Annotated in this window: 27 protein-coding genes; 21 read left to right on the forward strand and 6 right to left on the reverse strand. The window is 67.6% G+C overall.

Annotated elements, in window-relative coordinates; all coding sequences use genetic code 11:
- Positions 1 to 170 precede the first annotated feature (170 nt).
- Positions 171 to 1,052: a PilZ domain-containing protein gene (locus ACOHX0_RS04360; RefSeq protein WP_420675450.1), complete on the reverse strand. Its 882-nt coding sequence runs from the start codon at positions 1,050 to 1,052 to the stop codon at positions 171 to 173.
- Positions 1,053 to 1,679: 627 nt separating this feature from the next.
- Between ACOHX0_RS04360 and fabF the strand changes: the two genes are divergently transcribed.
- The 21 genes from fabF to cysE all read left to right on the forward strand — a co-directional run bounded on the left by fabF (position 1,680) and on the right by cysE (position 20,181).
- On the forward strand, positions 1,680 to 2,945 hold the full coding sequence (gene fabF, locus ACOHX0_RS04365) for a beta-ketoacyl-ACP synthase II (RefSeq protein WP_420675451.1): 1,266 nt from the start codon (positions 1,680 to 1,682) through the stop codon (positions 2,943 to 2,945).
- Positions 2,945 to 4,099, forward strand: a complete 1,155-nt coding sequence (mltG, locus tag ACOHX0_RS04370) for an endolytic transglycosylase MltG (protein WP_420675452.1) — start codon at positions 2,945 to 2,947, stop codon at positions 4,097 to 4,099. Before fabF ends, mltG begins: the two co-directional genes overlap by 1 nt.
- Positions 4,100 to 4,461: 362 nt before the next feature.
- A complete protein-coding gene (locus ACOHX0_RS04375) occupies positions 4,462 to 4,731 on the forward strand; it encodes a hypothetical protein (protein ID WP_420675453.1) in 270 nt (89 codons plus the stop codon).
- A complete protein-coding gene (locus ACOHX0_RS04380; RefSeq protein WP_420675454.1) occupies positions 4,640 to 6,010 on the forward strand; it encodes a DNA-packaging protein in 1,371 nt (456 codons plus the stop codon). The genes ACOHX0_RS04375 and ACOHX0_RS04380 overlap by 92 nt, the downstream gene beginning before the upstream one ends.
- Positions 6,011 to 6,478: 468 nt before the next feature.
- Complete coding sequence (locus ACOHX0_RS04385; RefSeq protein ID WP_420675456.1) at positions 6,479 to 7,672, forward strand: phage portal protein; 1,194 nt, start codon at positions 6,479 to 6,481, stop codon at positions 7,670 to 7,672.
- Positions 7,665 to 7,883, forward strand: coding sequence for a GTA head formation protein, RCAP_rcc01685 family (locus tag ACOHX0_RS04390; protein ID WP_420675457.1), 219 nt, complete (start codon positions 7,665 to 7,667; stop codon positions 7,881 to 7,883). Before ACOHX0_RS04385 ends, ACOHX0_RS04390 begins: the two co-directional genes overlap by 8 nt.
- A gap of 32 nt (positions 7,884 to 7,915) precedes the next feature.
- A complete protein-coding gene (locus ACOHX0_RS04395; protein ID WP_420675458.1) occupies positions 7,916 to 8,518 on the forward strand; it encodes an HK97 family phage prohead protease in 603 nt (200 codons plus the stop codon).
- A 41-nt stretch (positions 8,519 to 8,559) separates the two neighbouring features.
- Complete coding sequence (locus ACOHX0_RS04400) at positions 8,560 to 9,741, forward strand: phage major capsid protein (protein ID WP_420675459.1); 1,182 nt, start codon at positions 8,560 to 8,562, stop codon at positions 9,739 to 9,741.
- Between the two features lie 179 nt (positions 9,742 to 9,920).
- Positions 9,921 to 10,520, forward strand: coding sequence for a head-tail connector protein (locus tag ACOHX0_RS04405; protein WP_420675460.1), 600 nt, complete (start codon positions 9,921 to 9,923; stop codon positions 10,518 to 10,520).
- Positions 10,517 to 10,864 carry a head-tail adaptor protein gene (locus ACOHX0_RS04410; RefSeq protein ID WP_420675461.1) on the forward strand — a complete coding sequence of 116 codons (348 nt, stop codon included), beginning with the start codon at positions 10,517 to 10,519 and terminating at the stop codon, positions 10,862 to 10,864. Before ACOHX0_RS04405 ends, ACOHX0_RS04410 begins: the two co-directional genes overlap by 4 nt.
- Positions 10,861 to 11,268 carry a DUF3168 domain-containing protein gene (locus tag ACOHX0_RS04415; RefSeq protein WP_420675462.1) on the forward strand — a complete coding sequence of 136 codons (408 nt, stop codon included), beginning with the start codon at positions 10,861 to 10,863 and terminating at the stop codon, positions 11,266 to 11,268. Before ACOHX0_RS04410 ends, ACOHX0_RS04415 begins: the two co-directional genes overlap by 4 nt.
- 53 nt (positions 11,269 to 11,321) lie before the next feature.
- Entirely contained in the window at positions 11,322 to 11,735 is a 414-nt protein-coding gene (locus ACOHX0_RS04420; protein ID WP_420675464.1) for a phage major tail protein, TP901-1 family, read from the forward strand.
- Positions 11,736 to 11,738: 3 nt separating this feature from the next.
- Positions 11,739 to 12,059: a gene transfer agent family protein gene (locus ACOHX0_RS04425; protein WP_420675465.1), complete on the forward strand. Its 321-nt coding sequence runs from the start codon at positions 11,739 to 11,741 to the stop codon at positions 12,057 to 12,059.
- Positions 12,056 to 12,262: a rcc01693 family protein gene (locus ACOHX0_RS04430; RefSeq protein WP_420675466.1), complete on the forward strand. Its 207-nt coding sequence runs from the start codon at positions 12,056 to 12,058 to the stop codon at positions 12,260 to 12,262. Before ACOHX0_RS04425 ends, ACOHX0_RS04430 begins: the two co-directional genes overlap by 4 nt.
- 3 nt (positions 12,263 to 12,265) lie before the next feature.
- Complete coding sequence (locus tag ACOHX0_RS04435; protein WP_420675468.1) at positions 12,266 to 12,919, forward strand: phage tail tape measure protein; 654 nt, start codon at positions 12,266 to 12,268, stop codon at positions 12,917 to 12,919.
- A gap of 17 nt (positions 12,920 to 12,936) precedes the next feature.
- On the forward strand, positions 12,937 to 13,569 hold the full coding sequence (locus ACOHX0_RS04440) for a phage distal tail protein, Rcc01695 family (RefSeq protein ID WP_420675469.1): 633 nt from the start codon (positions 12,937 to 12,939) through the stop codon (positions 13,567 to 13,569).
- The gene (locus ACOHX0_RS04445) at positions 13,566 to 14,453 is read left to right on the forward strand and encodes a DUF2163 domain-containing protein (protein ID WP_420675470.1); all 888 of its coding nucleotides are present in this window, start codon (positions 13,566 to 13,568) and stop codon (positions 14,451 to 14,453) included. Before ACOHX0_RS04440 ends, ACOHX0_RS04445 begins: the two co-directional genes overlap by 4 nt.
- A complete protein-coding gene (locus ACOHX0_RS04450) occupies positions 14,450 to 14,926 on the forward strand; it encodes an NlpC/P60 family protein (protein WP_420675471.1) in 477 nt (158 codons plus the stop codon). The genes ACOHX0_RS04445 and ACOHX0_RS04450 overlap by 4 nt, the downstream gene beginning before the upstream one ends.
- Entirely contained in the window at positions 14,926 to 18,846 is a 3,921-nt protein-coding gene (locus tag ACOHX0_RS04455; RefSeq protein WP_420675472.1) for a baseplate multidomain protein megatron, read from the forward strand. The genes ACOHX0_RS04450 and ACOHX0_RS04455 overlap by 1 nt, the downstream gene beginning before the upstream one ends.
- A gap of 8 nt (positions 18,847 to 18,854) precedes the next feature.
- On the forward strand, positions 18,855 to 19,154 hold the full coding sequence (locus ACOHX0_RS04460) for a DUF7742 family protein (protein WP_420675473.1): 300 nt from the start codon (positions 18,855 to 18,857) through the stop codon (positions 19,152 to 19,154).
- Positions 19,155 to 19,362: 208 nt separating this feature from the next.
- A complete protein-coding gene (gene cysE / locus ACOHX0_RS04465; RefSeq protein ID WP_420675474.1) occupies positions 19,363 to 20,181 on the forward strand; it encodes a serine O-acetyltransferase in 819 nt (272 codons plus the stop codon).
- Between the two features lie 25 nt (positions 20,182 to 20,206).
- Here the strand turns inward: cysE and ACOHX0_RS04470 are convergent, their stop codons facing one another.
- The 5 genes from ACOHX0_RS04470 to pdhA all read right to left on the reverse strand — a co-directional run bounded on the left by ACOHX0_RS04470 (position 20,207) and on the right by pdhA (position 25,109).
- Entirely contained in the window at positions 20,207 to 20,731 is a 525-nt protein-coding gene (locus ACOHX0_RS04470; protein WP_420675511.1) for a hypothetical protein, read from the reverse strand.
- Positions 20,671 to 21,150: a methyl-accepting chemotaxis protein gene (locus tag ACOHX0_RS04475; protein WP_420675475.1), complete on the reverse strand. Its 480-nt coding sequence runs from the start codon at positions 21,148 to 21,150 to the stop codon at positions 20,671 to 20,673. Before ACOHX0_RS04475 ends, ACOHX0_RS04470 begins: the two co-directional genes overlap by 61 nt.
- 187 nt (positions 21,151 to 21,337) lie before the next feature.
- Positions 21,338 to 22,684: a pyruvate dehydrogenase complex dihydrolipoamide acetyltransferase gene (locus ACOHX0_RS04480; protein ID WP_420675476.1), complete on the reverse strand. Its 1,347-nt coding sequence runs from the start codon at positions 22,682 to 22,684 to the stop codon at positions 21,338 to 21,340.
- Between the two features lie 11 nt (positions 22,685 to 22,695).
- Positions 22,696 to 24,081 (reverse strand): pyruvate dehydrogenase complex E1 component subunit beta, encoded by a 1,386-nt coding sequence (locus ACOHX0_RS04485; protein WP_420675477.1) that lies wholly within the window; start codon positions 24,079 to 24,081, stop codon positions 22,696 to 22,698.
- A 14-nt stretch (positions 24,082 to 24,095) separates the two neighbouring features.
- Positions 24,096 to 25,109, reverse strand: a complete 1,014-nt coding sequence (gene pdhA / locus ACOHX0_RS04490; RefSeq protein ID WP_420675478.1) for a pyruvate dehydrogenase (acetyl-transferring) E1 component subunit alpha — start codon at positions 25,107 to 25,109, stop codon at positions 24,096 to 24,098.
- Positions 25,110 to 25,126: the final 17 nt, after the last annotated feature.

Here is a 25,126-nt window from a genome sequence, read left to right on the forward strand (position 1 = left end):
GCAATATAAACAGACCCGGTGGCGCGCCCCGCCGGGTTTCTTTCATTCTTGAGGGGGCAGAGGAGCTGACTTGCAGCCTGACCGTCCGAAGCGTTTCCCGGCTGTCAGCCCCGCGCCTGCCGGGACGGCAATTCCCCTTCGCACGGGGTGGGCCCGGCCCAAGGCTGTGTCTAGCTTAGTCCGGGGGTGGGCTTTACGGCAGCGCTGGCGGCGGCGGCCTCAGCCGGGTAGTCCTCCAGCAGCTTGTGCAGCTGCAACGGGTTGAACTCCTCGGCGAACCTGACGCCGAAATAGTCCTGCGTGTGCCACATCACATGCGCCTCCTTATGGTAGATGCTGAAGGTCAGCGCAACTTTTCCGCCAACGGTAAAGGGGCCGTCCGGGCGGACCTTGGCGCCGGCCCGGCTGATGTCGACAAACCGCGCCGAAATCACGCTGCTGCCGGTGTTGACCACCACCGGCAGTGAGCAGGTGTGCCGCTTGGTGCGGCGGATGCGGCGGATGCCGAGCCGGTCCAGGAAATAGAGGATGCTGCCGCCCAGCACGATGAACGAGACCCAGGCAATGCCCACGTTGATCATCTGGCGGCGCTGCTGCGCTTCGGCCGCGGCGACAGCCACCAGCTTGCTGCGCATGGTGGTCCGTTCGTCCGGGTCGCAGGCGAGATGCTCCACCCGCTTGCCGAATTTCTCGGCCGAGGCATGGCCGTTGGCGCGGTTCACGGCTTTCAGCGCGGCGGTGCGCCCTTGGGCCTGATGCACTTGCAGGATCTGCGCCTGCTGCCGCATCAGAGCCAGCGTATCCGCCAGTACCGACTCGAGCCCTGCCGCCCGCATGCGCGGCTTCAGCTCCGCCGCCGGGTTGCGGCTGATCCAGCGCTGCAGCCGCTGCGCCATCACCGCATTCTCGCCGGTTTCCAGATAGTGGATATAGCCCTTGGCGGTGCGGTGCAGCAGTGACAGGTCCTGATGCAGCTCGCAGCCCGCGGCGGCCCGCCCGGCAGAAAGGGCAGCCATCAGCAGAACAGCAGCAATTGCAAACCATCGGCGCATGACGCGGATCGTCCCTTGTTTCCGTTGAGGCGGAGTATGGCGCAGAGGTGCAAATGGGTGGTTAACGGCGCATCAGCCCTGCGCGGAGGTTTGTGGCTGGTTTGCGTCTACATGCTGCTAACGCTGCGCTGCGCCGAAAAAATATTCCACCCTGCCGGAGCGGCGAAGGAGGCCGGAGCAGAGGATGGCCGCGCCAAGTGCCGCGCGGCTCCTTCTGTGTCTGGCGGCGCAAAACTCTTGCGGCAGGAGGGCGTGCCGGCAGGTATGCGCGGAGTGTTGCCGCTGCCGCGGGAGCGCTGCGCAATTTTCCGCAACAGGAAGGCGGCTGCCCAGGTGTGCCGCGGGTTTCCGGCGGGGTGTTTGCGAAGAAAAATGCGGGCTGGGGAAATCATTGGCCCAGAACCCCAGCCCGCGACGGCGCCTTGTGAGGAAAAGCCGCCTAATCCATTGAACGGAGTGACTTCAACTTGAGGGAGATGTATTAATGAAGTGCTCCCGTTTTGCAATATTCCCGCAAAACCCGGCGGCGGCCGCGCTTTCCCTCGCGCAATGCGGCCCGCTCTTGCACCTTCCGGGCATTCCAAGCTATTTGGTCAGACGGATTGCCGAGGCGAAGGAGAGCAAGGAATGCGGCGAGTAGTTGTCACCGGACTGGGCCTGGTCACCCCTCTGGCCAGCGGTGTCGAGGAATCCTGGTCCCGGATTCTGGACGGCCAGTCGGGCGCCGGGCCAATAACCCGGTTTGACGCAGCGGCCAGCGGCGTCAGCACGACCTATGCCTGCGAGGTTCCGCGTGGCGATGGCAGCGGCGGCACCTTCAATGCCGACGATTGGGTTGCCAAAAAGGATCAGAAGAAAATTGACGACTTCATCCTCTATGGCATCGCCGCCGCCGACATGGCGGTGCGGGATGCGGGCTGGACGCCTGAGGATGAAGCAAGCCGCCTGCGCACCGGCGTGATGATCGGCTCCGGCATTGGCGGACTCAGCTCCATTGCCGACACCGCAGTGATGATAAAGGAAAAGGGGCCGCGCCGCGTGTCCCCCTTCTTCATCCCTGGCGCGCTGATCAACCTGATCTCGGGCCAGGTTTCGATCCGCTTCGGATTCAAGGGGCCGAACCACTCGGTGGTGACCGCCTGCTCGACCGGCGCTCATGCGATTGGCGATGCGGCGCGGCTGATCAAGTCCGGCGACGCCGACGTGATGATCGCGGGCGGCGCCGAGGCGGCGATCTGCGAGATCGGCATCGCGGGCTTCAACGCCTGCAAGGCGCTGTCGACCAAATATTCCGACGATCCGACGAAAGCCTCGCGCCCCTATGATGCCGGCCGTGACGGCTTCGTGATGGGCGAAGGCGCGGGCATCGTGGTGCTGGAAGACTACGAGCACGCCAAGGCGCGCGGTGCCAAGATCTACGCCGAGGTTCTGGGCTACGGCCTGTCGGGTGATGCCTATCACATCACCGCCCCCTCCGAGGATGGCGACGGGGCTGCGCGCTCGATGCGGGCGGCGCTGAACAACGCGGGGCTGGAGCCTTCGGCCATCGACTATATCAACGCGCATGGCACTTCGACCATGGCCGACACCATTGAGCTGGGTGCGGTGGAGCAGCTGCTGGGCAATCACGCGGCTAATGTCACCATGTCCTCGACCAAATCGGCGACCGGGCACCTGCTGGGCGCGGCCGGCGCGATCGAGGCGATCTTCTCGATCCTGGCGATCCGCGATCAGGTTGCCCCGCCGACCATCAACCTGGACAATCCGGCGGTTGAAACCGCGGTTGACCTGGCGCCGAACCAGAAACGGGAACGCAAGATCGATGTGGCGCTGTCCAATTCCTTCGGCTTTGGCGGCACCAATGCGTCGGTGATCTTCGGGAAGGCCGGCTGATGTGGCGCAGCCTCGCCTCCAATATGCTGACCGTCCTTGTGGTGGCACTGTTCCTGCTGGGCGGCGTCATTCTGTGGGGCAAGTCGCAGTATACCTCCGAAGGGCCGCTTGAGACGGCGATCTGCCTGCGGGTGGAGCGGGGTTCCAACATGACACGGGTGAGCCGCGACCTGGAAGCCCAGGACGCGGTCACTTCGGGCACGCTGTTCCGGCTGGGCGCCCGCTACAGCGAGAAGACCGGCCAGCTGAAGGCGGGCAGCTACCTGCTGGAGGCCGGCGCCTCGATGGAGGAGATCGTCGGCCGGATCACTGAAGCCGGCGCTTCCACCTGCGGCACCGAAGTGGTCTATCAGGTGGGCGTGACCCGGACACAGGCGGTTGTGCGCACGCTGGACCCGGCCACGAACCAGTTCGAGAAGACGGCGGAGTTCCAAATGGGCGAGGAGGAGCCCCCGGCGGAATACACCGAGACCCGCCAGGATCCCGACACCCGCTTCCGCATCGCGCTGGCCGAAGGCGTGACCAGCTGGCAGGTGGTCGAGGCGCTGAAGGCGATGGACGTGCTGGCGGGTGAGCCCGGCGAGCGTCCGGCCGAAGGGTTGCTTGCGCCCGACAGCTACGAGGTAACTCCGGGGACCGAGCGTGCTGCGGTGCTGGCCGAAATGCAGGCGCGCCAGAAACTGCGTATCAACGCGGCCTGGGAAAGCCGGTCGCCGGATGCCGTGGTGCAGTCGCCGGAGGATATGCTGATCCTGGCCTCGATCATCGAGAAGGAAACCGGTGTTTCCGAGGAACGCGGGCTGGTGGCCTCGGTCTTCACCAACCGGCTCAACCGCGGCATGCGGCTGCAGACCGACCCGACGGTGATCTATGGCGTGACACGCGGCGAGGGTGTGCTGGGGCGCGGATTGCGCCAGAGCGAGCTGCGCAAGGCGACGCCTTGGAATACCTATGTGATCGAAGGTCTGCCGCCGACTCCGATCGCCAATCCCGGCATGGCCAGCCTGGAAGCGGCGGTGAACCCGGTGGAGAGCGATTACGTCTTCTTCGTCGCGGACGGCACCGGCGGCCATGCCTTTGCCGAGACGCTGGAAGAGCACAACCGCAACGTGGCGAAATGGCGCCAGATTGAGGCGGAACAGGCCAACAACTGATCTGCCGTTGGAAACGGGTTTGAGAAAGGGCGCTTTGGCGCCCTTTTTTCTGTGACGGCCCCGGCCGGTATTCCGCGCCGGGAAACGGTGCCCTTGGCGCCCGTGGCTGTTGCGCGGAGCGCGTGCGGTCATCTCTCTGGCTGGTTTGATTTTTCCCGCCTTTTGTGCTGAGATGTCCGGGCAGCTGGAAGAAATACGGGCGGTTGCGGGCCTTGGCCTGCCAGCCGCTTTTCTTTCTCTCGTGCGGGATAGACGCATGAGGCAGACATCACTCCATGACAGATCAAGACACCGGAACCTCCCGCAAGGGACAGGTCCAGTATACCGCCGATCTCCTGCGCTCCTTGCAGGAGTCGATTCACTTGCTGCGCAATGACGCGGAAGCCTTGCGCAAGCAGCTTCGCGCGGAAGAGGACGCAGACTCTCCCGCCGTTAAGAACCAGGTCGCCAAGCTCGACCCGCTGATCCGTGATTGCCAGAAAGTGGAGAAACTCCTTGCCGAACAAAGCGCCGACTTCGCCCGCCTGCAAAACGCCGGTCATGAGCTGGACCTCACCGCCGCAAGACGGGAGATCGAAAGCCGCCTGGCTCGCCTCCGCGCCGCGCTCCCTGCAGGACAGCTTCCTGAGTGAGCTGCCGCAGCAGGCGCTGGCCGCGCTGCCCTACCTGTTCGGGTTCTGGGCGCTGCCGCATCAGGCGCCGCCGGGTGGCGACTGGCGCGCTTGGGTGATCCTGGGCGGGCGCGGCGCAGGCAAGACGCGGGCCGGGGCGGAATGGGTGCGGGCGCAGGCCGAGGGGCCGCGGCCGAATGATGCAGGCCGGGCGCGCCGGGTGGCGCTGGTGGGGGAGACCTATGACCAGGTGCGTGATGTGATGGTGCAAGGCGACAGCGGCATCCTGGCCTGCGCGCCGCCCGACCGCCGACCGGTCTGGAAGGCGGGCGAGCGGCGGCTGATCTGGCCCAATGGCGCCACGGCGCAGGCCTTTTCGGCGCATGATCCCGAGGCGCTGCGCGGGCCGCAGTTCGACGCCGCCTGGGTGGACGAGCTGGCCAAGTGGAAGAAGGGGCAGGAGACCTGGGACATGCTGCAATTCGCGCTGCGGCTGGGGCAGGACCCGCGGGTCTGCGTCACCACCACACCGCGCAACGTGCAGGTTCTGAAGGACTTGCTGGCGGCGCCCTCCACCGTGCAGAGTCACGCGCCGACCGAGGCCAACCGGGCCAACCTCGCGGCGTCTTTCATTGCTGAGGTGCGGGCGCGCTATGCGGGCTCGCGGCTGGGGCGGCAGGAGCTGGACGGGGTGCTTCTCGCCGATGTGGAGGGCGCGCTGTGGTCGTCGGCGCAGCTCGCCGCTCTGCAGGCGGCGGAGGCGCCGCCCATGGACCGGGTGGTGGTGGCTGTGGATCCGGCGGTGAGCGCGGGCAAGGCGTCGGATGCCTGCGGGATCATCGCGGCTGGGGCAGTGACCACGGGGCCGCCGCAGGAGTGGCGCGCCTATGTGCTTGCCGACCGCACCGTGCAAGGCGTGGGGCCGCTCACCTGGGCCCGGGCGGCGATTACGGCGCGGGACGACTTTGGCGCCGACCGGCTGGTGGCCGAGGTCAACCAGGGCGGCGCGCTGGTGGAGAGCGTGCTGCGCCAGGCTGATCCGCTGGTGCCGTTCCGGGCGCTGCATGCGTCCCGCGGCAAGGCGGCGCGGGCGGAGCCCGTCGCGGCGCTGTACGAGCAGGGGCGGGTGCGGCATCTGCCGGGGCTGGGCGATCTGGAGGACCAGATGTGCCAGATGACACCGCAGGGCTACCGCGGGCAGGGCTCGCCCGACCGGCTCGATGCGCTGGTCTGGGCGCTGCATGAGCTGATCATCGCGCCCGCTGCCCATCAGAAGATGCCGCGGGCGCGGATGTTGTAGCGCCTGGCTGGAATATAGCAGTCAAGGAAGCCGCCCGCATATCGCGGGCGGTTTTCCAGTTTCTACGCTTCAAGATCAGGTCCAGCGCGGAACAAGGGTGCAAGGCCGCCGCGCATCGCCGGCGCGCCCCCACGCGGCGGCAATTTGGCTGCGGCAGGGCGGTTCCCTCGATAGGGTTTACAGACTTGGCGGGTATAAACTGCCGGCAACCCTCGTTTGGATCGCCCCCGCGCGCGCCGCCGACGCGCGACTATTCACTCAGCAGCAGACCGGCCGATCCGGTTTGGAATCAAGTGGCTTCTATGGATAATGATTAATTATCAATAGTTTGATGGCGGGTGTTGCGCCGCCTGCGCACGGGGCTGGGGGCGAATCTTCAAGCTGCTCAGGCATCAATGTTTCCAGCAAAAGGCGCACCCCGCCCTGACACGGCCGGAACGCCGGAACCCGAACAACAAGGAGTGAAGCATGGTCCTCGACCTCCTGCGGCGCAGACAGCAGACCGGCGCTGACCCTCTCCAGACCAAAGCCAGCGCCGCCGCCCGCGTGGTGTCCTGGCAGGGGGCGGGCCGGGTGGCCTGGAGCCCGCGCGACAGTGTTTCGCTGACCCGCAGCGGCTTTGCCGGCAATCCGGTCGGTCATCGCGTGATCCGGCTGATCTCGGAAGCGGCGGCGGCGGTGCCGCTGGTGCTGCAGGACCGCCAGCAACGCTTTGACAGCCACCCGCTGCTGAGCCTTCTGGCGCGGCCGAACCCGGGTCTGGCGCAGGCCGGTCTGATGGAGGCGGTCTGCGGCCATCTGCTGCTTGCGGGCAACGCCTATGTCGAAGCGGTGCCGTCGGAAACCGGCCTGCCGGTCGAGCTGCACGTGCTGCGGCCGGACCGGATGTCGGTGGTGCCGGGGCCGGATGGCTGGCCTGCCGGATTTGAATACGCCGTGGGCGGGCGCAAGCACCGCTTTGCGGTGGAGGGCAGCCATAGCCCCATTTGTCACATCAAGAGCTTCCACCCGCAGGACGACCATTATGGTCTCTCGCCCTTTCAGGCGGCGGCGATGGCGGTGGATGTGCATAACGCGGCCTCGCGCTGGTCCAAGGCCCTTCTGGACAATGCCGCACGCCCCTCCGGCGCGCTGGTCTGGAGCGGCTCGGACGGGCAGGGCCAGATGGCCGACGACCAGTTCCGGCGGCTGAGCGAGGAGATCCAGGCCAACTTTCAGGGCGCCTGCAATGCCGGGCGGCCGATGGTGCTGGAAGGCGGGCTGGACTGGAAGCCGATGGGGTTTTCGCCCTCGGACATGGAGTTTCAGAAGACCAAGGACACCGCTGCGCGTGAGATCGCGCTGGCCTTTGGGGTGCCGCCGATGCTGCTCGGCATTCCGGGCGATGCCACCTATGCCAACTACCAGGAGGCCAACCGGGCGTTCTACCGGCTGACGGTGCTGCCGCTGGTCTCCAAGGTGACGGCGGCGCTGGCGGGCTGGCTCACCGGCTTTACCGGCGAGGCGCTGGTGCTGAAGCCCGACCCCGATCAGCTGCCCGCGCTGGCGGCCGAACGCGATGCGCAGTGGCGCCGGGTGGCGGAGGCGGATTTCCTGAGCCGGGCCGAGAAGCGCCAGCTGTTGGGCCTGCCGCCGGAAACCGGGAGCGGCGGCGATGAGTGAACATCCGATACACGCCTTCGACTGCTCGCCCGGGCTGCGGCTGAGCGCGCATGAGCGGGTGGCCCAGATCCAGAACGAGGCGGTGAACCGGCGGCTGGACCGGATCGAGCAGATGATGGAGCGGCTGGAACGGCGGCTGTGGCTCACCGTTTATGGCGTGGCCGCGGGGATCCTGGCGCAGGCGTTCCAATCTTTTCTGGCGGTGCAATAGGCGCCTTTACAGCAGGTTGCGAGGTATTTCTCATGCAGGAAGACGAATGGGCCGAGGCCCGGCTGGAGCATAAATTTGCGCGCTTCGGCGAGGGGCTCTCGGTCGAGGGCGCAGAAGGCAGCGCGGCCGAGGCGCGGGTGATTTCGGGCTATGCCAGCCTTTTCGGCGAGACCGACCAGGGCGGTGATGCGGTGATGCCCGGCGCCTATGCGGCCTCGCTCAAGGCGCTCGCTGCCGAGGGGCGCACGGTCAAGATGCTGTGGCAGCACGACCCGGCGCAGCCGATCGGCGTCTGGGACGAGCTGCGCGAAGACAACCGCGGGCTCTGGGTCAAGGGGCGGCTGCTGACGGCGACGCCTAAGGGCGCCGAGGCCGCGGCGCTGATCGCGGCGGGCGCCATCGACGGGCTGTCGATCGGCTACCGCACGGTGAAATCCGCCCGCAGCCAAAGCGGCACCCGGCAGCTGTTGCAGGTGGATCTTTGGGAGGTGTCGCTGGTCACCTTCCCGATGCTGCCGGCCGCGCGCGTCGCCGCCAAGTCCGCGCCCCGCGAAAGTGAGGCGCAGGCGCTCCGGGCGCTGGCCCGGGGCTTGCGCCAACTCACCCATGATCTCAAGGCAGGACAGACCCCATGAGTACAGACCCCATGATTAAGGGCTCCATGAGTAAGGGCCCCATGAACACGGCCCCCCGCCCGGCGGACCCCGGGACCGGCCCCGCCCTGGCCCAGGAAATGCAGGAGGCGGTCTCCGGCTTCCTTCACGAATTCAAGGGCTTCCGGAACGACATTACGGCGAAACTGAAACAGGCAGAAGAGCGTATGAACATGCTGGACAGAAAAACCCTCCCCGCTGGCCGCCCCCCTCTGGCCGCCGCCCAGGACCTGGGCGCCCCGCATCAGAAGGCGTTCGACGCCTATCTGCGAACCGGTGACGACGATGGGATGCGCGGGCTGGAGCTGGACACCAAGGCGATGTCCGCGGCGGTGAACAGCGACGGCGGCTACCTGGTCGACCCGCAGACCGCGGAGACGGTGAAATCGGTGCTGCAATCCTCGGCCTCGATCCGGGCGGTGGCCTCGGTGGTGCATGTGGAGGCCTCCTCCTTCGATGTGCTGATCGATCATACCGATGTCGGGGCCGGCTGGGCGGCAGAAGCTGGCCCGGCGGCGGAGAGCGGCACGCCGTCGATCGACCGTATCACCATCCCGCTGCACGAGCTGTCGGCGCTGCCCAAGGCCTCGCAGCGGCTGCTCGATGACAGCGCCTTCGATATCGAAGGCTGGCTGGCGGGCCGGATCGCAGACAAATTCGCCCGCGCCGAGGCCGCCGCCTTCATCTCCGGCGATGGCGCCGACAAGCCGACTGGCATCCTGAACCACACCGCGGTGGACGATGACATCTGGACCTGGGGCAGCCTCGGCTATGTCGCCTCCGGCAGCGACGGCGCGGTCGGCAACGGTGATGCCATCATCGACCTGGTTTATGCGCTGGGGGCGCAGTACCGCGCCAATGCGACCTTCGTGATGAATTCCAAGACCGCGGGCCAGGTGCGCAAGCTGAAGGACGCTGACGGCCGCTTCTTGTGGTCCGACGGGCTGGCAGCCGGTGAGCCTGCCCGGCTGATGGGCTACCCGGTACTGATCGCCGAAGACATGCCGGACCCGGCCACCAACAGTTATTCCGTGGCCTTCGGCGACTTCCGTGCGGGTTACACCATCGCCGAGCGGCCGGACCTCCGTGTGCTGCGCGACCCGTTCAGCGCCAAGCCGCATGTGCTGTTCTACGCCACCAAGCGCATCGGCGGCGGGGTCAGCGATTTTGCCGCGATCAAGCTTCTGAAATTCGGTCTCAGCTAACCCCGGGACCGATGGCGGGACCGGCAGCCCGGTTCCGCCGGCGGGCACGCGCCACCTATCCTGCTGCCGTCCAGCTGCTCCCCCTCCGTCCGAGCGGCAGCAGGCGGCGTGTGCCTGCCGCACTCTCGTCAACATCAGAACAGGGCCAGGAACGGGGGCCGGGCTTACGGAGTGAAATGATGATGCTGAGCGAAGTGACACCGGTGCCCCAGGCCGCTCTGCCGCTGGAGGCGTTCAAGGCGCATCTGCGGCTGGGCACCGGCTTTGGCGAGGACAGCCTCCAGGACGAGGTGCTGGCGGGTTTCCTGCGCGCGGCGGTGGCGGCGGTGGAAGGAAGGACCGGCAAGGCACTGATTGCGCGCACGTTTTCCTGGCAGCTCCTGAAGTGGCGCGACCGCAGCCTGCAGGTGCTGCCGATCGCGCCGGTCAAAGCGGTGCACTCGGTGGTGATCCGGGACGCGGCGGGCGGCGAGACTACCGTAGCGGCCAGCCGCTACCGGCTGGAAGAGGACAGCCACTACCCGCGGCTGCATGCCGTTGGCGGACCCCTGCCCGAGGTGCCATCGGGCGGGTTGCTGCGGATTACCCTGGAGGCAGGCATGGCCGCGGACTGGGGCGGGCTGCCTGCCGATCTGGGCCAGGCGGTGATGCTGCTGGCGTCGCATTATTACGAATACCGCAGCGACACCGGGCTGCACGGCGGCTGCATGCCTTTTGGCGTGACCAGCCTGATCGAACGCTACCGCGCTCTGCGCCTGAGCCTCGGGAGGGTGTCATGAGCGGTCGGACGCAAACCAGGCTGACGCGCCGCCTGGTGCTGGAGGACCCGCAGCGCAGCAGCGATGGCGCGGGCGGCTTTACCGAGGCCTGGGTTGCGCGCGGCACGCTCTGGGCCGGGGTGAAAGCGCTCAGCGGCCGCACAGGCGCGCGCGAGGGTGCGAGTGTCTCGCTGCAACGCTACCGGATCACCTTGCGCGCGGCGCCCGCGGGCTCGGCGGCGCGGCCGCGGCCCGATCAGCGTTTTCGCGACGGCAGCCGTGTCTTCCGCATTGACGCGGTGGCGGAGTCGGACCCGGACGGGCGCTATCTCACATGTTTTGCAACCGAGGAGGTGAGCGGATGACCTATGCCCTTGCCCAGGCCCTGCAGGCGGCTGTCTATCAGCACCTGCTGGCAGATACCGGACTCGCGGCGCTGGTCGGCACTGCCGTCTATGACGCGCTGCCTGCCGGGAGCTTGCCGCAGACCTACGTCGCGCTGGGGCCGGAGGAGGCGCGTGCGCAGGGTGATCGCAGCGCCGGCGGCGCCGAGCACCGGTTCACCGTCACCGTGGTGACCGGCACGGCCGGGTTTTCCGCCGCCAAAACAGTCGCGGGTGCGGTCTGCGATGCGCTGGAGGACGCTCCGCTTGCGCTGGCGCGCGGCCACCTGACCGGCCTCTGGTTCGACCGCGCCCGGGCGGAGGCGCTGAAGGACGGCGGCCGCAGCATCACGCTGCGCTTCCGCGCCAGGGTCGACGACGCCTAGCCGCGCTGCCTGAGAAGCCAGATGAAACAAGTTGAAATACTGGAGAAAAAGCGATGACAGCCCAGAACGGCAAGGACCTCTTGGTCAAGGTGGACATGAATGGCGCGGGCCTGTTTGAGACCGTCGCGGGGCTGCGCGCCACGCGGATCAGCTTCAACGCCGAAAGCGTCGACGTGACCAGCCTGGAAAGCCAGGGCGGCTGGCGCGAGCTGCTGGCCGGGGCGGGCGTGCGTTCGGCCAATATCTCGGGCTCGGGCGTGTTTCGCGACGCGGCGACGGACGAGCGCGCGCGGCAGCTGTTCTTTGACGGGGTGACGCCGGCCTTCCAGGTGGTGATCCCGGATTTCGGCATTGTCGAAGGTCCGTTCCAGGTTACCGCGCTGGAATATGCGGGCAGCCATAATGGCGAGGCGACTTATGAGCTGTCGCTCGCCAGCGCCGGTGCGCTCAGCTTCACGGCGGTATGAGCGATGGTGAATCCTCACGCTGGCGAAGCGGAATTGGTCATAGGCGGGCGTGCCTACACGCTGAAGCTCACGCTTGGCGCCCTGGCAGGGCTGGAGGCCGCGCTGGAGGCGGAGACGCTGGTGGAGCTGGTGCGGCGGTTCGAACAGGGCCGGTTTTCCGCCAGCGATGTGCTGGCGCTGCTGGCAGCGGGCCTGCAGGGCGGCGGCCATGCCACCAGCCGGGAGGCCCTGGCGACGGCCGAGATCACAGGCGGTCCGGTGCAGGCGGCGCGGGTGGCGGCGACGCTGCTTGCGCGCAGCTTTGCCCTGCCGGAGGCGCCGTGAGCGGCTTTGACTGGCCCGGGCTGATGCGCGCAGGGATCGCGGGGCTGCGGCTGCAGCCGCGGGATTTCTGGCAGCTGACCCCGGCCGAGCTGCAGCTGATGCTGGGCCAGGCCCGCGGCGCGCCGCCGGTGAGCCGCAGCCGCCTGGCCGAGATGATGCGTGCCTTTCCCGACATGCCGCCCCCGGAGCAACAGGAGGACTGATCCATGGCTGAACTAGAGATGGCAGAGCTGGAACTGCAGGGCGAGGCGCTTGGCGACGCGCTTGGCGGCGCCGCGGGCATGGCGGCGGCCTTCTCGGCGGAACTGGCGCAGGTAAAGGCGGGCTTTGCCGAGGCCGGCAAGGACGCCCGCAGTCTGGAACGCGGCATTTCCAAGGGCTTGCGGCGGGCTTTTGAAGATCTCGCCTACGACGGGCAGAGCCTGTCGGAGGCGCTGGAAACCCTCGCCCGGACGATGATCCGCACCACCTATAACAGCGCGATGAAACCGGCGACCGACCGGATCGGCGGCAGCCTCGCGGATGGCTTGGGCAAGCTGGTGGAGGGACTCTTGCCCTTTGCCGCGGGCGGAGCCTTCAGCCAGGGACGGGTGATGCCCTTTGCCCGCGGCGGCGTGGTCAGCGGGCCGGTGGCCTTCCCGATGCGCGGCGCCACCGGCCTGATGGGGGAAGCCGGGCCGGAGGCGATCCTGCCCCTTACCCGCGGCGCCGATGGCAGCCTTGGCGTGCGCAGCCAGGGCGGCGGCGTGAATGTTGTGATGAATATCACGACTCCCGACGTCAAAGGCTTTGAACGCAGCCGCGGCCAGATCGCCGCACAGGTCTCCCGGGCCCTGGCCCGCGGCAGCCGAAACCGTTAACTGCGGAAGGTAACTGCATGAATTTTCACGAAGTCCGCTTTCCTGCCTCGCTCAGCTTCGGCTCCATCGGGGGGCCTGAGCGGCGCACCGACGTGGTGACACTCGCCAATGGATTCGAGGAGCGCAACACCCCTTGGGCACACTCCCGCCGCCGCTATGACGCGGGTGTGGGGCTGCGCGCGCTGGAAGACATAGAAACGCTGATCGCCTTTTTCGAGGCCCGGCGCGGCCAGATGTACGGCTTTCGCTGGAAGGACTGGAGCGACTACAAGTCCGCCCGCGCCACCGCCGATGTCGACTTCCTCGACCAGCGCATCGGAACCGGCGACGGCGCCACCGTCACCTTTCAGCTGAGCAAGAGCTACCGCTCCGGCGATCACAGCTACCAGCGTCCGATCGCGAAGCCGGTGGCGGGCACGGTGCGGCTCGGGATCGAGCAGGACGAGCTGCGCGAAGGCGTGGACTTCACGCTCGACTCCACGACCGGCCAGGTGGTGCTCTCCTATCCGCCGGAGCAGGGGCTGAGCATCCATGCAGGCTTCCAGTTCGACGTGCCGGTGCGGTTCGACACCGGGCAGATCCAGACCAGCGTTGCCTCCTTCCAGGCGGGCGAAGTTCCCGCCGTGCCGGTGGTGGAGGTGCGGGTATGAGCGGACCTTCGGCAGAGTTCCGCGCCCATGCCGGCTCCGGGCTCACCACCCTGTGCCGGGCCTGGGCGGTCTCCCGCGCGGACGGGGTGGTCTTCGGTTTCACCGACCACGACTGCCCGCTGGCCTTCGAAGGCGTCACGTTCGAGCCCGGCAGCGGCCTCACTGCGCGGGCATTGCAGCAGGCCACGGGCCTCTCGGTCGACAACAGCGAGGCACTCGGGGTGCTCTCTGCCGCCGCGGTGCGGGAGGAGGACATCGATGCCGGCCGCTTTGACAATGCGGATGTGCGCTGCTGGCTTGTCAATTGGCAGGATGTGTCGCAGCGCTGGCTGCAATTCCGCGGCACGATCGGCGAGATCCGCCGTGCGGGCGGCGCTTTTGAGGCCGAATTGCGCGGGCTGACCGAAGCGCTGAACCGGCCCCTGGGGCGGATTTACCAGAAACCTTGTACTGCCGTCCTGGGAGATGCCGGCTGCCGGTTTGATCTGGAGACGCCGGGCTATGCGGTGGAGCTTGCAGCAGAGGTGGCCGAGGGTTCGGAGCGGTTCCAGTGGGACGCGCTTGCCGGCTTCGAGCCAGGCTGGTTCGCCGGCGGGCGGCTTTCGGTGCTGAGCGGCGCGGCAGAGGGCCTCTGGAGTATGGTCAAGACCGACCGCAGCGATGCTTCGGGCCGCAGCCTCGCCCTGTGGCAGCCGGTCCGCGCGCCGGTGGCGCCGGGCGATCTGCTGCGGCTGGACGCGGGCTGCGACAAGCGGATGGAGACCTGCCGGTTGAAGTTCAACAACCTGCTGAACTTCCAGGGCTTCCCCGATATTCCCGGCGAAGACTGGGTGATGGCGGTGCCGCACCAGTCGGGCCGCAACAGCGGCGGCAGCCGCCGATGAGTGCGCGTGTGGTCGCGCTGGCGCGCGTTTGGATCGGGACGCCCTACGTGCATCAGGCCTCCTGCCGGGGCGCGGGCTGTGATTGCCTGGGGCTGATCCGCGGACTCTGGCGCGAGCTCCACGGGGCTGAGCCCGAGACCGCGCCGCCCTACACGATGGACTGGGACGAGCCGCAGCGGCTGGAGCGGCTGTGGCAGGCGGCGCGGCGGCATCTGGTGGCGAAGCCGCTCGTTGAGGCCGCGCCGGGGGATGTGATCCTGTTCCGGATGCGCGAAGGCGCGGTGGCCAAGCATCTGGGGGTGCAGTCGGCGATTGCCGGCGGTTCCTGTCCCGTCGGCCAGGCGGAGCGGGTTAACCGCGGCGCCGCCTTCATCCACGCCTACGCGGGCCATGGCGTTGTCGAAAGCCCGCTCACCCCGCCCTGGCAGCGCCGCATCGTGGCGCGGTTTCACTTCCCGAAGGAGCAGATCTGATGGCAACCATTCTTCTTGCGGCCGCAGGCTCGGCCATTGGCGGCGCGATTGGCGGGACCGTGGCGGGGCTGTCTTCGGCGGTGATCGGCCGTGCGGTAGGGGCCAGCCTGGGGCGGCTGATCGACGAGCGGCTGCTGGGTGCGGGCTCCGGCCCGGTGGAGACCGGCCGCGTCGACCGCTTCCGCATTACTCAAGCCGGCGCGGGCGAGCCGGTGGCAAAGGTCTTTGGCCGGATGCGGCTGGGCGGGCAGGTGATCTGGGCCTCGCGCTTCCTGGAGACCGCCAGCACCACTGGCGGGGGCGGCGGCAAGGGGCGGCCCAAGGAACCGCAGGTCACCCGCTACAGCTACTCGGTGTCGCTGGCGGTGGCGCTGTGCGAGGGCGAGATTGCCAGCGTCTCCCGCGTCTGGGCAGATGGCGGGGAGATGGCCCCCAAGGATCTCAACATGACGGTCTACCGCGGCACCGCGGATCAGCTCCCCGACCCGGTGATGGAGGCAATCGAAGGCGCGGGCCAGGTGCCTGCCTACCGCGGCACGGCATACGTGGTGATGGAGAACATCCCGCTGGAACGTTTCGGCAACCGGGTGCCGCAGTTCTCCTTCGACGTGCTGCGGCCGGAACAGCCTGAAAGCGCCACCTACGCGGAAGACCTGGGCCAGCTGGTGCAGGGCGTTGCGCTGATGCCGGGCACCGGGGAGTACACGCTGGCGAGCACGCCGGTGCACTACAGCCACGGGCCGGGCGCGGCCCGCGCCGCCAACAGCCATACGCATTCGGGGCAGAGCGACCTCAAGACTTCGCTCGACGCGCTGGAGGCGGAGCTGCCCGGCTGCGGGGCCGCTTCGCTGATCGTGTCGTGGTTCGGCGATGATCTGCGCTGCGGCAGCTGCACGCTGAAGCCGAAGGTGGAGCACAAGGATGCCGAGGGCAATATGGCCTGGAGCGCAGGCGGGCTCACCCGTGTCACGGCAGAGGAGGTTCTGAAACAGGACGGCAGTGCGCTTTATGGCGGCACCCCGGCCGATACGGCGGTGGTGCAGTCGATCCGCGAGATGCAGGCGCGCGGTCTGCGGGTGATGTTCTACCCCTTCATCCTGATGGATCAGGCCGAGGGCAACACGCTGCCCGACCCCTGGACCGGCTCTGAGGGCCAGCCGCACCTGCCCTGGCGCGGCCGTATCACCCTGTCGGAAGCGCCAGGACGCGAGGGCTCCCCCGATGGCACGGCTGCGGCCGATGCCGAGGCCGCGGCGTTTTTCGGCACGGTGACAGCGGCGGATTTCACCGTGGGGGACGGGACCGTCAGCTACCACGGGCCGCAGGAATGGAGCCTCAGCCGGTTCATTCTGCATTACGCAGCGCTCTGCGCAGCTGCGGGCGGGGTGGAGGCCTTCTGCATCAGCTCGGAAATGCGCGCGCTGACGCAGATCCGCGGGGCTGCAGGTTTTCCGGCGGTGGAGCGTTTGCGCAGCCTTGCGGCAGAGGCGCGGCTTCTCTTGGGGGCGGAGACAAAGCTGGGTTATGCAGCGGACTGGTCGGAGTACTGGGGGTATCAATCGCCCGAAGGCGACCGCTACTTCCACCTCGACCCGCTCTGGGCCGATCCGGAGATCGATTTCATCGGCATCGACAACTACATGCCGCTCTCCGACTGGCGCGAGGGGGAGGATCACCTGGACGCGCAATCCGGTGTGCCTGCGATCTATGACCTCGGCTACCTCAGCGCCAATGTGGAGGGCGGCGAGGGCTATGACTGGTACTACCATTCGCCCGAGGCCGAGGCGGCGCAGATCCGCACGCCGATCACCGATGGCGCGCATGATCAGCCCTGGGTGTGGCGCTACAAGGATATCCGCAACTGGTGGCTCAACGACCATCACGAGCGGATCGGCGGCGTGCGGCAGGCACAGCCGACTGCCTGGGTGCCGCAATCGAAGCCGGTCTGGTTCACCGAACTGGGCTGTGCGGCCATCGACAAGGGCACCAACCAGCCCAACAAGTTCCTCGATCCGAAGAGTTCGGAATCGAAGTTGCCGAAATACTCCAACGGACAGCGCGACGACCTTATCCAGATCCACTACCTGCGGGCAGTGCTGGGCTACTGGGGGGAGGCGGCCAATAATCCCCTCTCTCAGGAGTACGAGGGGCGGATGCTCGACATGGCCAACGCCTATGTCTGGGCCTGGGACGCGCGGCCCTTTCCGGTGTTCCCCAATGCGCTGGAGGTCTGGAACGACGGCGGGAACTACCTGCGCGGCCATTGGCTGAACGGGCGCGCCGGGCAGCGCACGCTTGCCTCGGTGGTGGCGGAGATCTGCGAAGACGCGGGGCTTGGCGCGTATGATGTCTCCAAGCTCCACGGTGTGGTGCGCGGCTATGCAAACAGTGACGTGAGCGACGCCCGTGCCTTGTTGCAGCCGCTGATGCTGCGCCACGGCTTTGACGCGGTGGAGCGCAATGGGCAAGTAGAATTCCTGATGCGCAACGGAGAGGGCGCTGAGGTGCTGAACCCGGCGGTGCTGGTGGACAGCGAAGAGCTGGACGGCACCACCGAGCGCACCCGCGGCAGTGCAGGGGAACTTGCGGGCCGCGTGCGGCTGCGCTTTGCCGAATGGGGGGGCGATCATGACGCGGCCTCCGTCGAAGCCGTGCTGCCGGATGAGGCCACCCACGCGGTGAGCCAGAACGAGCTGCCGATAGCCCTCACCGGGGCCGAGGCGCGGCAGGTGGCGGCCCGCTGGCTGGCTGAGGCGCGGATTTCCCGGGACAGCGCCCGCTTTCAGCTGCCGCCCTCGCTCCTGCACCTGGGGGCGGGCGACGTGGTGGCGCTGCCGGGGGAGGACGGGCAGGACCAGCTCTACCGCATTGACCGGATCGAGCAGGCCGAGGCGCAGCTGGTGGAGGCGGTGCGCATCGAGCCCGGCGTCTACCGTGCAGGCGACGTGCTCGAGGATCTGCCCGGCGTGAACGAATTTGCCGCCCCGGTGCCGGTGCTGCCCCTATTCATGGACCTGCCGCTGATGCGCGGCGACGAAAATCCGGTCGCGCCGCATCTGGCGGCAACCGCCGAAGCCTGGCCGGGCAGCGTTGCCGTCTACGGCTCGGCCAGCGATGAAAACTACGCGCTGGAACGGGTGATCGCGGCGCGTCAGACGGTGGGGGTGACGGAAACGCCGCTTCTGGCGGCCCCGCCCGGGCGCTGGGATCTGGGCGCGGGTTTGCAGGTGAAGCTGATCGCGGGCGAGCTGGAAAGCCGCAGCGCTCCGGCCGTGCTGGACGGCGCGAACCTTGCGGCCATCGGCGACGGCTCCCCCGGCAACTGGGAGCTGTTCCAGTTCCGCGAGGCCGAGCTGATTGCGCCGCAGACCTACCTGCTGAAGGGCCGTTTGCGCGGCCAGGCAGGCAGCGACGGGCTGATGCCGGATGTCTGGCCCGCGGGCTCTTATGTGGTGCTGCTGGATGGCACGATGGTGCAGATGGATCTTGCGCCCGATCAGCGGCGGCGGCAGCGGCACTACCGGATCGGTCCCGCAAGGCGCAGCCTGGAGGATCCCTCCTATGTGCATGTGGAAGCCAGTTTTGACGGCAACGGGCTGCGCCCCTATGCGCCCGGGCATCTGGAACTGACGGGCGCGCTGGGCGGAGACATCTCCGCGGCCTGGATCCGCCGCACCCGGATCGAGGGCGACAGCTGGGACCTGCCCGAGGTGCCCTTGGGCGAAGAGAGCGAGGCCTACCGCATCCGGGTGCTGCGCGGCACATCGGTGCTGCGGGAGGCGGTGAGTGCCACGCCCGCCTGGAGCTATCCGTCGGCGGCGCAGGCCGCCGACGGCGCTGTGGCGGGCGATGTGCTGGAAGTGGCGCAGCTCTCCGCGCGCTATGGCGCGGGGTCGGCCGCCACGGTGCCGCTGGCGTGAGGCGGCCGGTGCTGCCCGGCGACACTGCCGCGGCGGCCCGGGCGCTGCTGGCGGTGCCTGCGGCGGCGCGCCCGGCGCTCTGCCGCCGGATCTTTGCGGGCGCAGCCGCGGCCGCGGCCCATATGGCGCGCCGCCGAGCCCTGCATCCATGCTGGGGCGACGGTTCGCTCTCGGCCGCCGCGCGCCGGTTTCCGCTGGCGGACGAGCCCTTCCTGGATCACCCGGAGTATCTCGCCTGCACCCGCCTGGTGCTCAGCACACTGGCCGCGCGGATCGGCAATAATCCCGTCAGCCCTCCCGCCCGCTGACCCGGCAGGCAAGCTGCCGGGCCGGCCGTTGGGCCGGGCGCCGCGGCCCTGCGGCCCGCGGCGCGGGCGCGTGCGGCGAGGCCCCGGAGCCGCCGCCGCCCCTTGGGGCTTGCGGGCCATCGGAATTGGAAATACCGGTCATCACAGGTTTGCGTTTGCGGAATATCTACCTAGATGCATATCCTGAGCGGAGAAAGGATTCCGAGCCATGATCGAAGCGCACAAAACCGTCACGCAGATGGACCCGGTCTGGGACCGGATCGCCAAGGAAGCGCAGGAGGCGGTGGACTTCCAGCCGCTGCTGGGCGGGCTGATCCACGCCTGTATCCTGCACCACAAGTCAATCGAGAAGGCGCTCTCCTACCGGATTTCCGCAAAGCTCTGCTCGAACGAGATGTCGATGACCATTCTGCGGGAAATCGTCGACGAGGCTTATGCCGATGACCCGGCCATCGTGGAAGCGGCCCGCGCCGACCTGATGGCGGTTTACGAGCGCGACCCGGCGTGCCACCGGCTGCTGCAGCCGATCCTTTACTTCAAGGGCTACCAAGCGGTGCAGGCCTACCGGGTCAGCCATTGGCTGTGGAAGAAGGGGCAGAAGGATCTGGCCTATTTCTTCCAGATGCGCACCTCGGAGATCTTCGGGATTGACATCCACCCCGGCGCCCGCATCGGCAAGGGGATCATGATCGACCATGCCCATTCCATCGTGATCGGCGAGACCGCGGTGGTCGGCGACAATGTCTCCATGCTGCATTCGGTAACGCTCGGCGGTACCGGCAAGGAGGAAGAGGACCGTCACCCCAAGATCGGCGACGGCGTGCTGATCGGGGCGGGGGCCAAGGTGCTGGGCAACATCAAGGTCGGCCATTGCAGCCGGATCGCGGCCGGCTCGGTGGTACTGTCGGAAGTGCCGCCCTGCAAGACCGTGGCGGGCGTGCCTGCGCGCATCGTGGGCGAGGCGGGCTGCGACCAGCCCTCGGTCAGCATGGACCAGCGCTTTACCAACGGCAGCGGCGCGGACTAGGCGTCCGGCCAAGGCAGACAGAAGGTCAGGAAGGGGCGGCGGACCGCCCCTTTTTTGTTGTGCCGGCGCCAGGTCCTGAGACCGCAGGCCGGTGGCGGGCGCAGCGCTGCGCGCTCCAGTCCCGGCCTCTGCGCGGCCCGCCGAGGCCGTCCGGCAGCCGGGGCCACGGAGTCCCCGGCCTCTTCCCGCACGTCCGCCGGCAGGCGGAAGGCCGCAGCCTGAGCGCTGAGCCGCTCTGCCTGGATGCGCAGGCCAACAGCGGAGGATACGGTGTCTTGACGGCGGAGGAATTGCCGCGGGCAGTGCCGCCGAGCCTGCCGAGCGGCTGCGACAGCCCCTCCAGCTCCTGCGAGCCGCGGCTCCGGCTCAGTCCGGCGCGGCTGGCGCGGCCGGAGATCCCGCTCATGCGGGATATGATCTGCGCCAGCGCCGCGCCGGTGTTGTTGACTTCGGAAACGCCGTTGCCGATGTTCCCGGCAGCGCTGGCGATCAGGTCCTTGCTTTCGGCTGCTGCTTGCGAGCTGCGCGGCGCTTGCGCGCGTACCTCCATTGCCGCCACGGCAAAACCCTTGCCCGCTTGGCCCGCCCGCGCGGCCCCACCCCGGCGTTCAATGCGCGCTGACCGGTCTGGAAGGCGATGTCGCCGATCACCCCGGTGATGGTGCAGATCTGGCTCGCGCTCTGCTCGATGCCGGTCATCGCCGCAACGACGCTTTCGGCCACGCGGCTGCTGGCTTCGGCCCCGGCCGCCGCGCCGCAGGCCGGACCGTTCTCCGCGCGGAACTCGGCCGCCGCGGCGCCGGGCGCGGCGGTGAGCGTGCCGAGCGCTTCGGCCAACGCCTGCGCCTGGGTCTCCTGCGCGGCCTCGCGGACCAGGCCGGCGAGCGCGCAGAGCGTCAAGCGCAGAACAATGCGCAGGTTGAGGGAGCGAAAGCTCGGAGAAAGACGCGTTTTCAGCGGCTTAACCATGGTCCTGATCTGGCGGCTGGGGATGTCCCGAAAGCAGGATGGTCCGGGTTAACGTCGGGTAAATGGCCTCCCCGGGGGTGGCAGATGTCACATTAGAATCACGCGGCGCGGCCAGTTGCAGACCCGTTTGCCAATAAAAAAGGCCGGGCGCGGGCCCGGCCTTTCAGCGTGTCAGGGTGCGGCCCGGTCAGGCCAGCATCACCATCGGGTTTTCAAGGTTGTCCTTGATCGAGGTCAGCAGTTGCGCCCCCAGCGCGCCGTCGATCACCCGGTGGTCGACCGAGAGGGTCACCGACATCACCGTGGCCACCGCCAGCTCACCGTCCTTGCCGACGATGGGCTTCTTGACGCCCGCGCCAACCGCGAGGATGGCGCCATGCGGCGGGTTGATGACGGCGTCGAAGTTGTCGATGCCGAACATCCCGAGGTTGGAGATCGCGAAGCTGCCGCCCTGGTATTCATGCGGCGCGAGCTTGCGGTCGCGGGCACGGGCGGCGAGGTCCTTCATCTCGGCCGACAGCGCGGACAGCGACTTCATTTCCGCATCCTGCAGCACCGGGGTGAACAGCCCGCCTTCAATGGCAACCGCCACTGCCACATCCGAGGCCTGCATCTTCAGCACCCGGTCACCGGCCCAAACCGCATTGGCATCCGGCACCGATTGCAGCGCCAGGGCGCAGGCCTTGATGATGAAGTCGTTGACCGAGAGCTTCACGCCGCGGCCGTCGAGCTGCTTGTTCAGATCGCCGCGGAACTTCAGCAGCGCATCCAGCTGGATGTCGCGGCGCAGGTAGAAATGCGGCACCTGCTGCTTGGCCTCCGTGAGGCGCGCGGCGATGGTCTTGCGCATGCCGTCGAGCTTCACTTCCTCAAAGGTGCGGCCCTCGTACATGCGGGCGACCTGATCGGCCGAGGGGCCGGCAGAGGGAGCAGCAGCGGCGGCCGGGGCCTTGGCGGCCTCACCCTTCGGCGCGGCGTCCTTGGCGGCCTGCGGCTTGGCGCTTTCGACGTCGGCCTTGACGATGCGGCCCTTGGGGCCGGAGCCCTTGAGCTGGCTCAGGTCCAACCCCTTGTCGGCAGCGATCCGGCGCGCCAGCGGCGATGCAAAGATGCGGCTGCCATCGGCGGCCTCAGGCGCGGCAGGGGCGGGTTTCACTTCCGCCTTGCCGTTGCCTTTCGCGGCAGCGGGCGCCTCGGAGCCCCCGTCGGGGGCCGCCTCCTTGCCCGCGTCAGCCGCGGGTGCGGCTTCCCCGCCGGAGGCACCGGATGTGTCGATGTCATCGGCGCTTTCGCCATCCTCCAGCAGCACCGCGATGGGCGTGTTCACCTTCACGCCTTCGGTGCCTTCGCCGATCAGGATCTTGCCGACGGTGCCTTCGTCGACGGCTTCGAATTCCATCGTCGCCTTGTCGGTCTCGATCTCCGCCAGCAGGTCGCCGGAGGAGACGGTGTCGCCTTCCTTGACCAGCCATTTGGCAAGGGTGCCTTCCTCCATCGTGGGAGAGAGGGCGGGCATCAGGATTTCAGTGGGCATCTTGAGGCTCCTTACCGGTAGGTCACTTGTTTCACCGCTTCTATCACCTCATCGGTGGTGACCAGCGCGTGTTTTTCCAGGTTGGCGGCATAGGGCATCGGCACGTCCTTGCCGGTGCAGTTGATGACCGGCGCGTCGAGGTAGTCGAAGGCCTCCTGCATCACCACCGAGGAGATGTAGCTGCCGACCGAGCCCTGCGGCCAGCCTTCTTCGACGGTCACCAGGCGATTGGTCTTCATCACCGACTTGATGATCGCGGGGGTGTCCATCGGGCGCAGGGTGCGCAGGTCGATGACCTCGGCCGAGGTGCCGTCTTCGGCCAGCTTTTCAGCGGCTTCCAGCGCGTATTGCATGCCGATGCCGAAGGAGACGATGGTCACGTCCTCGCCCTCGCGCCAGATCCGGGCCTTGCCGAAAGGCACGGTGTAGTCGTCCAGCTTGGGCACGTCGAAGGCGCGGCCGTAGAGGATCTCGTTCTCCAGGAAGATCACCGGGTTGGGGTCACGGATGGCGGTTTTCATCAGGCCCTTGGCGTCGGCGGCGGAGTAGGGCATCGCCACTTTCAGGCCGGGGATCTGCATGTACCAGGCGGCATAGTCCTGGCTGTGCTGGGCGCCAACGCGGGCCGCTGCGCCATTGGGGCCGCGGAACACCATCGGCGCCCCCATCTGGCCGCCGGACATGTAAAGCGTCTTGGCTGCCGAGTTGATGATCTGGTCAATCGCCTGCATGGCGAAGTTGAAGGTCATGAACTCGACAATCGGGCGCAGGCCGCCAAAGGCCGCGCCGGTGGCGATGCCGGCAAAGCCGTGCTCGGTGATGGGAGTGTCGATCACCCGCTTGGCGCCGAACTCGTCCAGAAGGCCCTGGGAGACCTTGTAGGCGCCCTGATATTCGGCGACCTCCTCGCCCATCAGGAAGACATCCTCGTCGCGGCGCATCTCTTCGGCCATGGCGTCGCGCAGCGCTTCGCGCACGGTGGTCTGCACCATCTCGGTGCCTTCGGGATAGTCTGGCTCCGCATCCGGGAGAACCGTCTCGGGCGCTTTCTGCGGTGCGGCTGCGGCGGGCTCGTCACGGGCAGGGGCCTTGGCTTCCTGCTTGTCTTCGCCATTGCCGCCGCCAGAGGAGGCCTCGTAATCGTCCACGCTTTCGCCGTCTTCAACCAGCACCGCGATGGGCGTGTTCACCTTCACGCCTTCGGTGCCTTCGCCGATCAGGATCTTGCCGACGGTGCCTTCATCGACGGCTTCGAATTCCATCGTCGCCTTGTCGGTTTCGATCTCGGCCAGGATGTCGCCGGAGTTCACGGTGTCGCCTTCCTTGACCAGCCATTTGGCCAGGGTGCCTTCCTCCATGGTCGGAGACAGGGCGGGCATGAGAATTTCGGTTGCCATGTCTGTTCTTCCCCTCAGGCGGTCTCTTGCGGGACTTCGTCCGCGTAAATGTCGGTCCACAGCTCGTCGAGCGCGGGCTCCGGGCTGTCCTTGGCGAACTCGGCGGATTTGGAGACGATCTCCTTGATCTCCTTGTCGATCGCCTTCAGATCCTCTTCGCTGGCGTGCTCACCGGTCAGCAGCATGTCGCGGACCTGCTCGATCGGGTCGCGCTCCTCGCGCATCTTCTGCACTTCTTCGCGGGTGCGGTACTTGGCCGGGTCGGACATCGAGTGGCCGCGGTAGCGGTAGGTCTTCACTTCGAGGATGTAGGGGCCCTTGCCTTCGCGGCAGTGCGCCACGGCGCGCTCGCCCGCTTCCTTCACCGACAGCACGTTCATGCCGTCCACCGCTTCGCCCGGGATGCCGAACGCCTTGCCGCGCTCCCAGATCTCGGCGCTGGAGGTGGAGCGCTGCTGCGAGGTGCCCATGGCGTATTGGTTGTTCTCGATCACGAAGATCACCGGCAGCTTCCACAAGGCGGCCATGTTGAAGGTCTCGTAGACCTGGCCCTGGTTGGCAGCGCCATCGCCGAAATAGGTGAAGGTGACGCGGCCGTTTTCCTTGTACTTGTCGGCAAAGGCGAGGCCCGCGCCCAGCGGCACCTGGGCGCCGACGATGCCGTGGCCGCCATAGAAATGCTTTTCGCGGCTGAACATGTGCATCGAGCCGCCCTTGCCCTTGGAATAGCCGCCCTCGCGGCCCGTGAGCTCGGCCATCACCCCGTCCGGGTCCATGCCGCAAGCCAGCATATGGCCGTGGTCACGGTAGGATGTCACCCGCTTGTCGCCTTCCTCGGCCGCGGCCTCAAGCCCCACGACAACGGCTTCCTGGCCGATATAGAGGTGGCAGAAACCGCCGATCAGGCCCATGCCGTAAAGCTGGCCCGCCTTTTCCTCGAATCGGCGGATGAGCAGCATCTCCCGGTAGTAGTTGGTGAGCTCCTCGGCAGAAACGTTTGATTTTTTGGTCGATCTTCTAGCGGCCATGGTTGTGTGCTTCCCCT

Source organism: Cribrihabitans pelagius (assembly GCF_048820915.1).
Taxonomy (GTDB): Bacteria; Pseudomonadota; Alphaproteobacteria; order Rhodobacterales; family Rhodobacteraceae; genus Cribrihabitans_A; species Cribrihabitans_A pelagius.

Bases quoted from the DNA above. Each gene is read 5' to 3' on its own strand.
- ACOHX0_RS04360 (WP_420675450.1), bottom strand. From the start codon at position 1,052: ATGCGCCGATGGTTTGCAATTGCTGCTGTTCTGCTGATGGCTGCCCTT.
- fabF (WP_420675451.1), top strand. From the start codon at position 1,680: ATGCGGCGAGTAGTTGTCACCGGACTGGGCCTGGTCACCCCTCTGGCC.
- mltG (WP_420675452.1), top strand. From the start codon at position 2,945: ATGTGGCGCAGCCTCGCCTCCAATATGCTGACCGTCCTTGTGGTGGCA.
- ACOHX0_RS04380 (WP_420675454.1), top strand. From the start codon at position 4,640: ATGAGCTGGACCTCACCGCCGCAAGACGGGAGATCGAAAGCCGCCTGG.
- ACOHX0_RS04385 (WP_420675456.1), top strand. From the start codon at position 6,479: ATGGTCCTCGACCTCCTGCGGCGCAGACAGCAGACCGGCGCTGACCCT.
- ACOHX0_RS04390 (WP_420675457.1), top strand. From the start codon at position 7,665: ATGAGTGAACATCCGATACACGCCTTCGACTGCTCGCCCGGGCTGCGG.
- ACOHX0_RS04395 (WP_420675458.1), top strand. From the start codon at position 7,916: ATGCAGGAAGACGAATGGGCCGAGGCCCGGCTGGAGCATAAATTTGCG.
- ACOHX0_RS04400 (WP_420675459.1), top strand. From the start codon at position 8,560: ATGAACACGGCCCCCCGCCCGGCGGACCCCGGGACCGGCCCCGCCCTG.
- ACOHX0_RS04405 (WP_420675460.1), top strand. From the start codon at position 9,921: ATGATGCTGAGCGAAGTGACACCGGTGCCCCAGGCCGCTCTGCCGCTG.
- ACOHX0_RS04410 (WP_420675461.1), top strand. From the start codon at position 10,517: ATGAGCGGTCGGACGCAAACCAGGCTGACGCGCCGCCTGGTGCTGGAG.
- ACOHX0_RS04415 (WP_420675462.1), top strand. From the start codon at position 10,861: ATGACCTATGCCCTTGCCCAGGCCCTGCAGGCGGCTGTCTATCAGCAC.
- ACOHX0_RS04420 (WP_420675464.1), top strand. From the start codon at position 11,322: ATGACAGCCCAGAACGGCAAGGACCTCTTGGTCAAGGTGGACATGAAT.
- ACOHX0_RS04425 (WP_420675465.1), top strand. From the start codon at position 11,739: ATGGTGAATCCTCACGCTGGCGAAGCGGAATTGGTCATAGGCGGGCGT.
- ACOHX0_RS04435 (WP_420675468.1), top strand. From the start codon at position 12,266: ATGGCTGAACTAGAGATGGCAGAGCTGGAACTGCAGGGCGAGGCGCTT.
- ACOHX0_RS04440 (WP_420675469.1), top strand. From the start codon at position 12,937: ATGAATTTTCACGAAGTCCGCTTTCCTGCCTCGCTCAGCTTCGGCTCC.
- ACOHX0_RS04445 (WP_420675470.1), top strand. From the start codon at position 13,566: ATGAGCGGACCTTCGGCAGAGTTCCGCGCCCATGCCGGCTCCGGGCTC.
- ACOHX0_RS04450 (WP_420675471.1), top strand. From the start codon at position 14,450: ATGAGTGCGCGTGTGGTCGCGCTGGCGCGCGTTTGGATCGGGACGCCC.
- ACOHX0_RS04455 (WP_420675472.1), top strand. From the start codon at position 14,926: ATGGCAACCATTCTTCTTGCGGCCGCAGGCTCGGCCATTGGCGGCGCG.
- cysE (WP_420675474.1), top strand. From the start codon at position 19,363: ATGATCGAAGCGCACAAAACCGTCACGCAGATGGACCCGGTCTGGGAC.
- ACOHX0_RS04470 (WP_420675511.1), bottom strand. From the start codon at position 20,731: ATGGAGGTACGCGCGCAAGCGCCGCGCAGCTCGCAAGCAGCAGCCGAA.
- ACOHX0_RS04475 (WP_420675475.1), bottom strand. From the start codon at position 21,150: ATGGTTAAGCCGCTGAAAACGCGTCTTTCTCCGAGCTTTCGCTCCCTC.
- ACOHX0_RS04480 (WP_420675476.1), bottom strand. From the start codon at position 22,684: ATGCCCACTGAAATCCTGATGCCCGCCCTCTCTCCCACGATGGAGGAA.
- ACOHX0_RS04485 (WP_420675477.1), bottom strand. From the start codon at position 24,081: ATGGCAACCGAAATTCTCATGCCCGCCCTGTCTCCGACCATGGAGGAA.
- pdhA (WP_420675478.1), bottom strand. From the start codon at position 25,109: ATGGCCGCTAGAAGATCGACCAAAAAATCAAACGTTTCTGCCGAGGAG.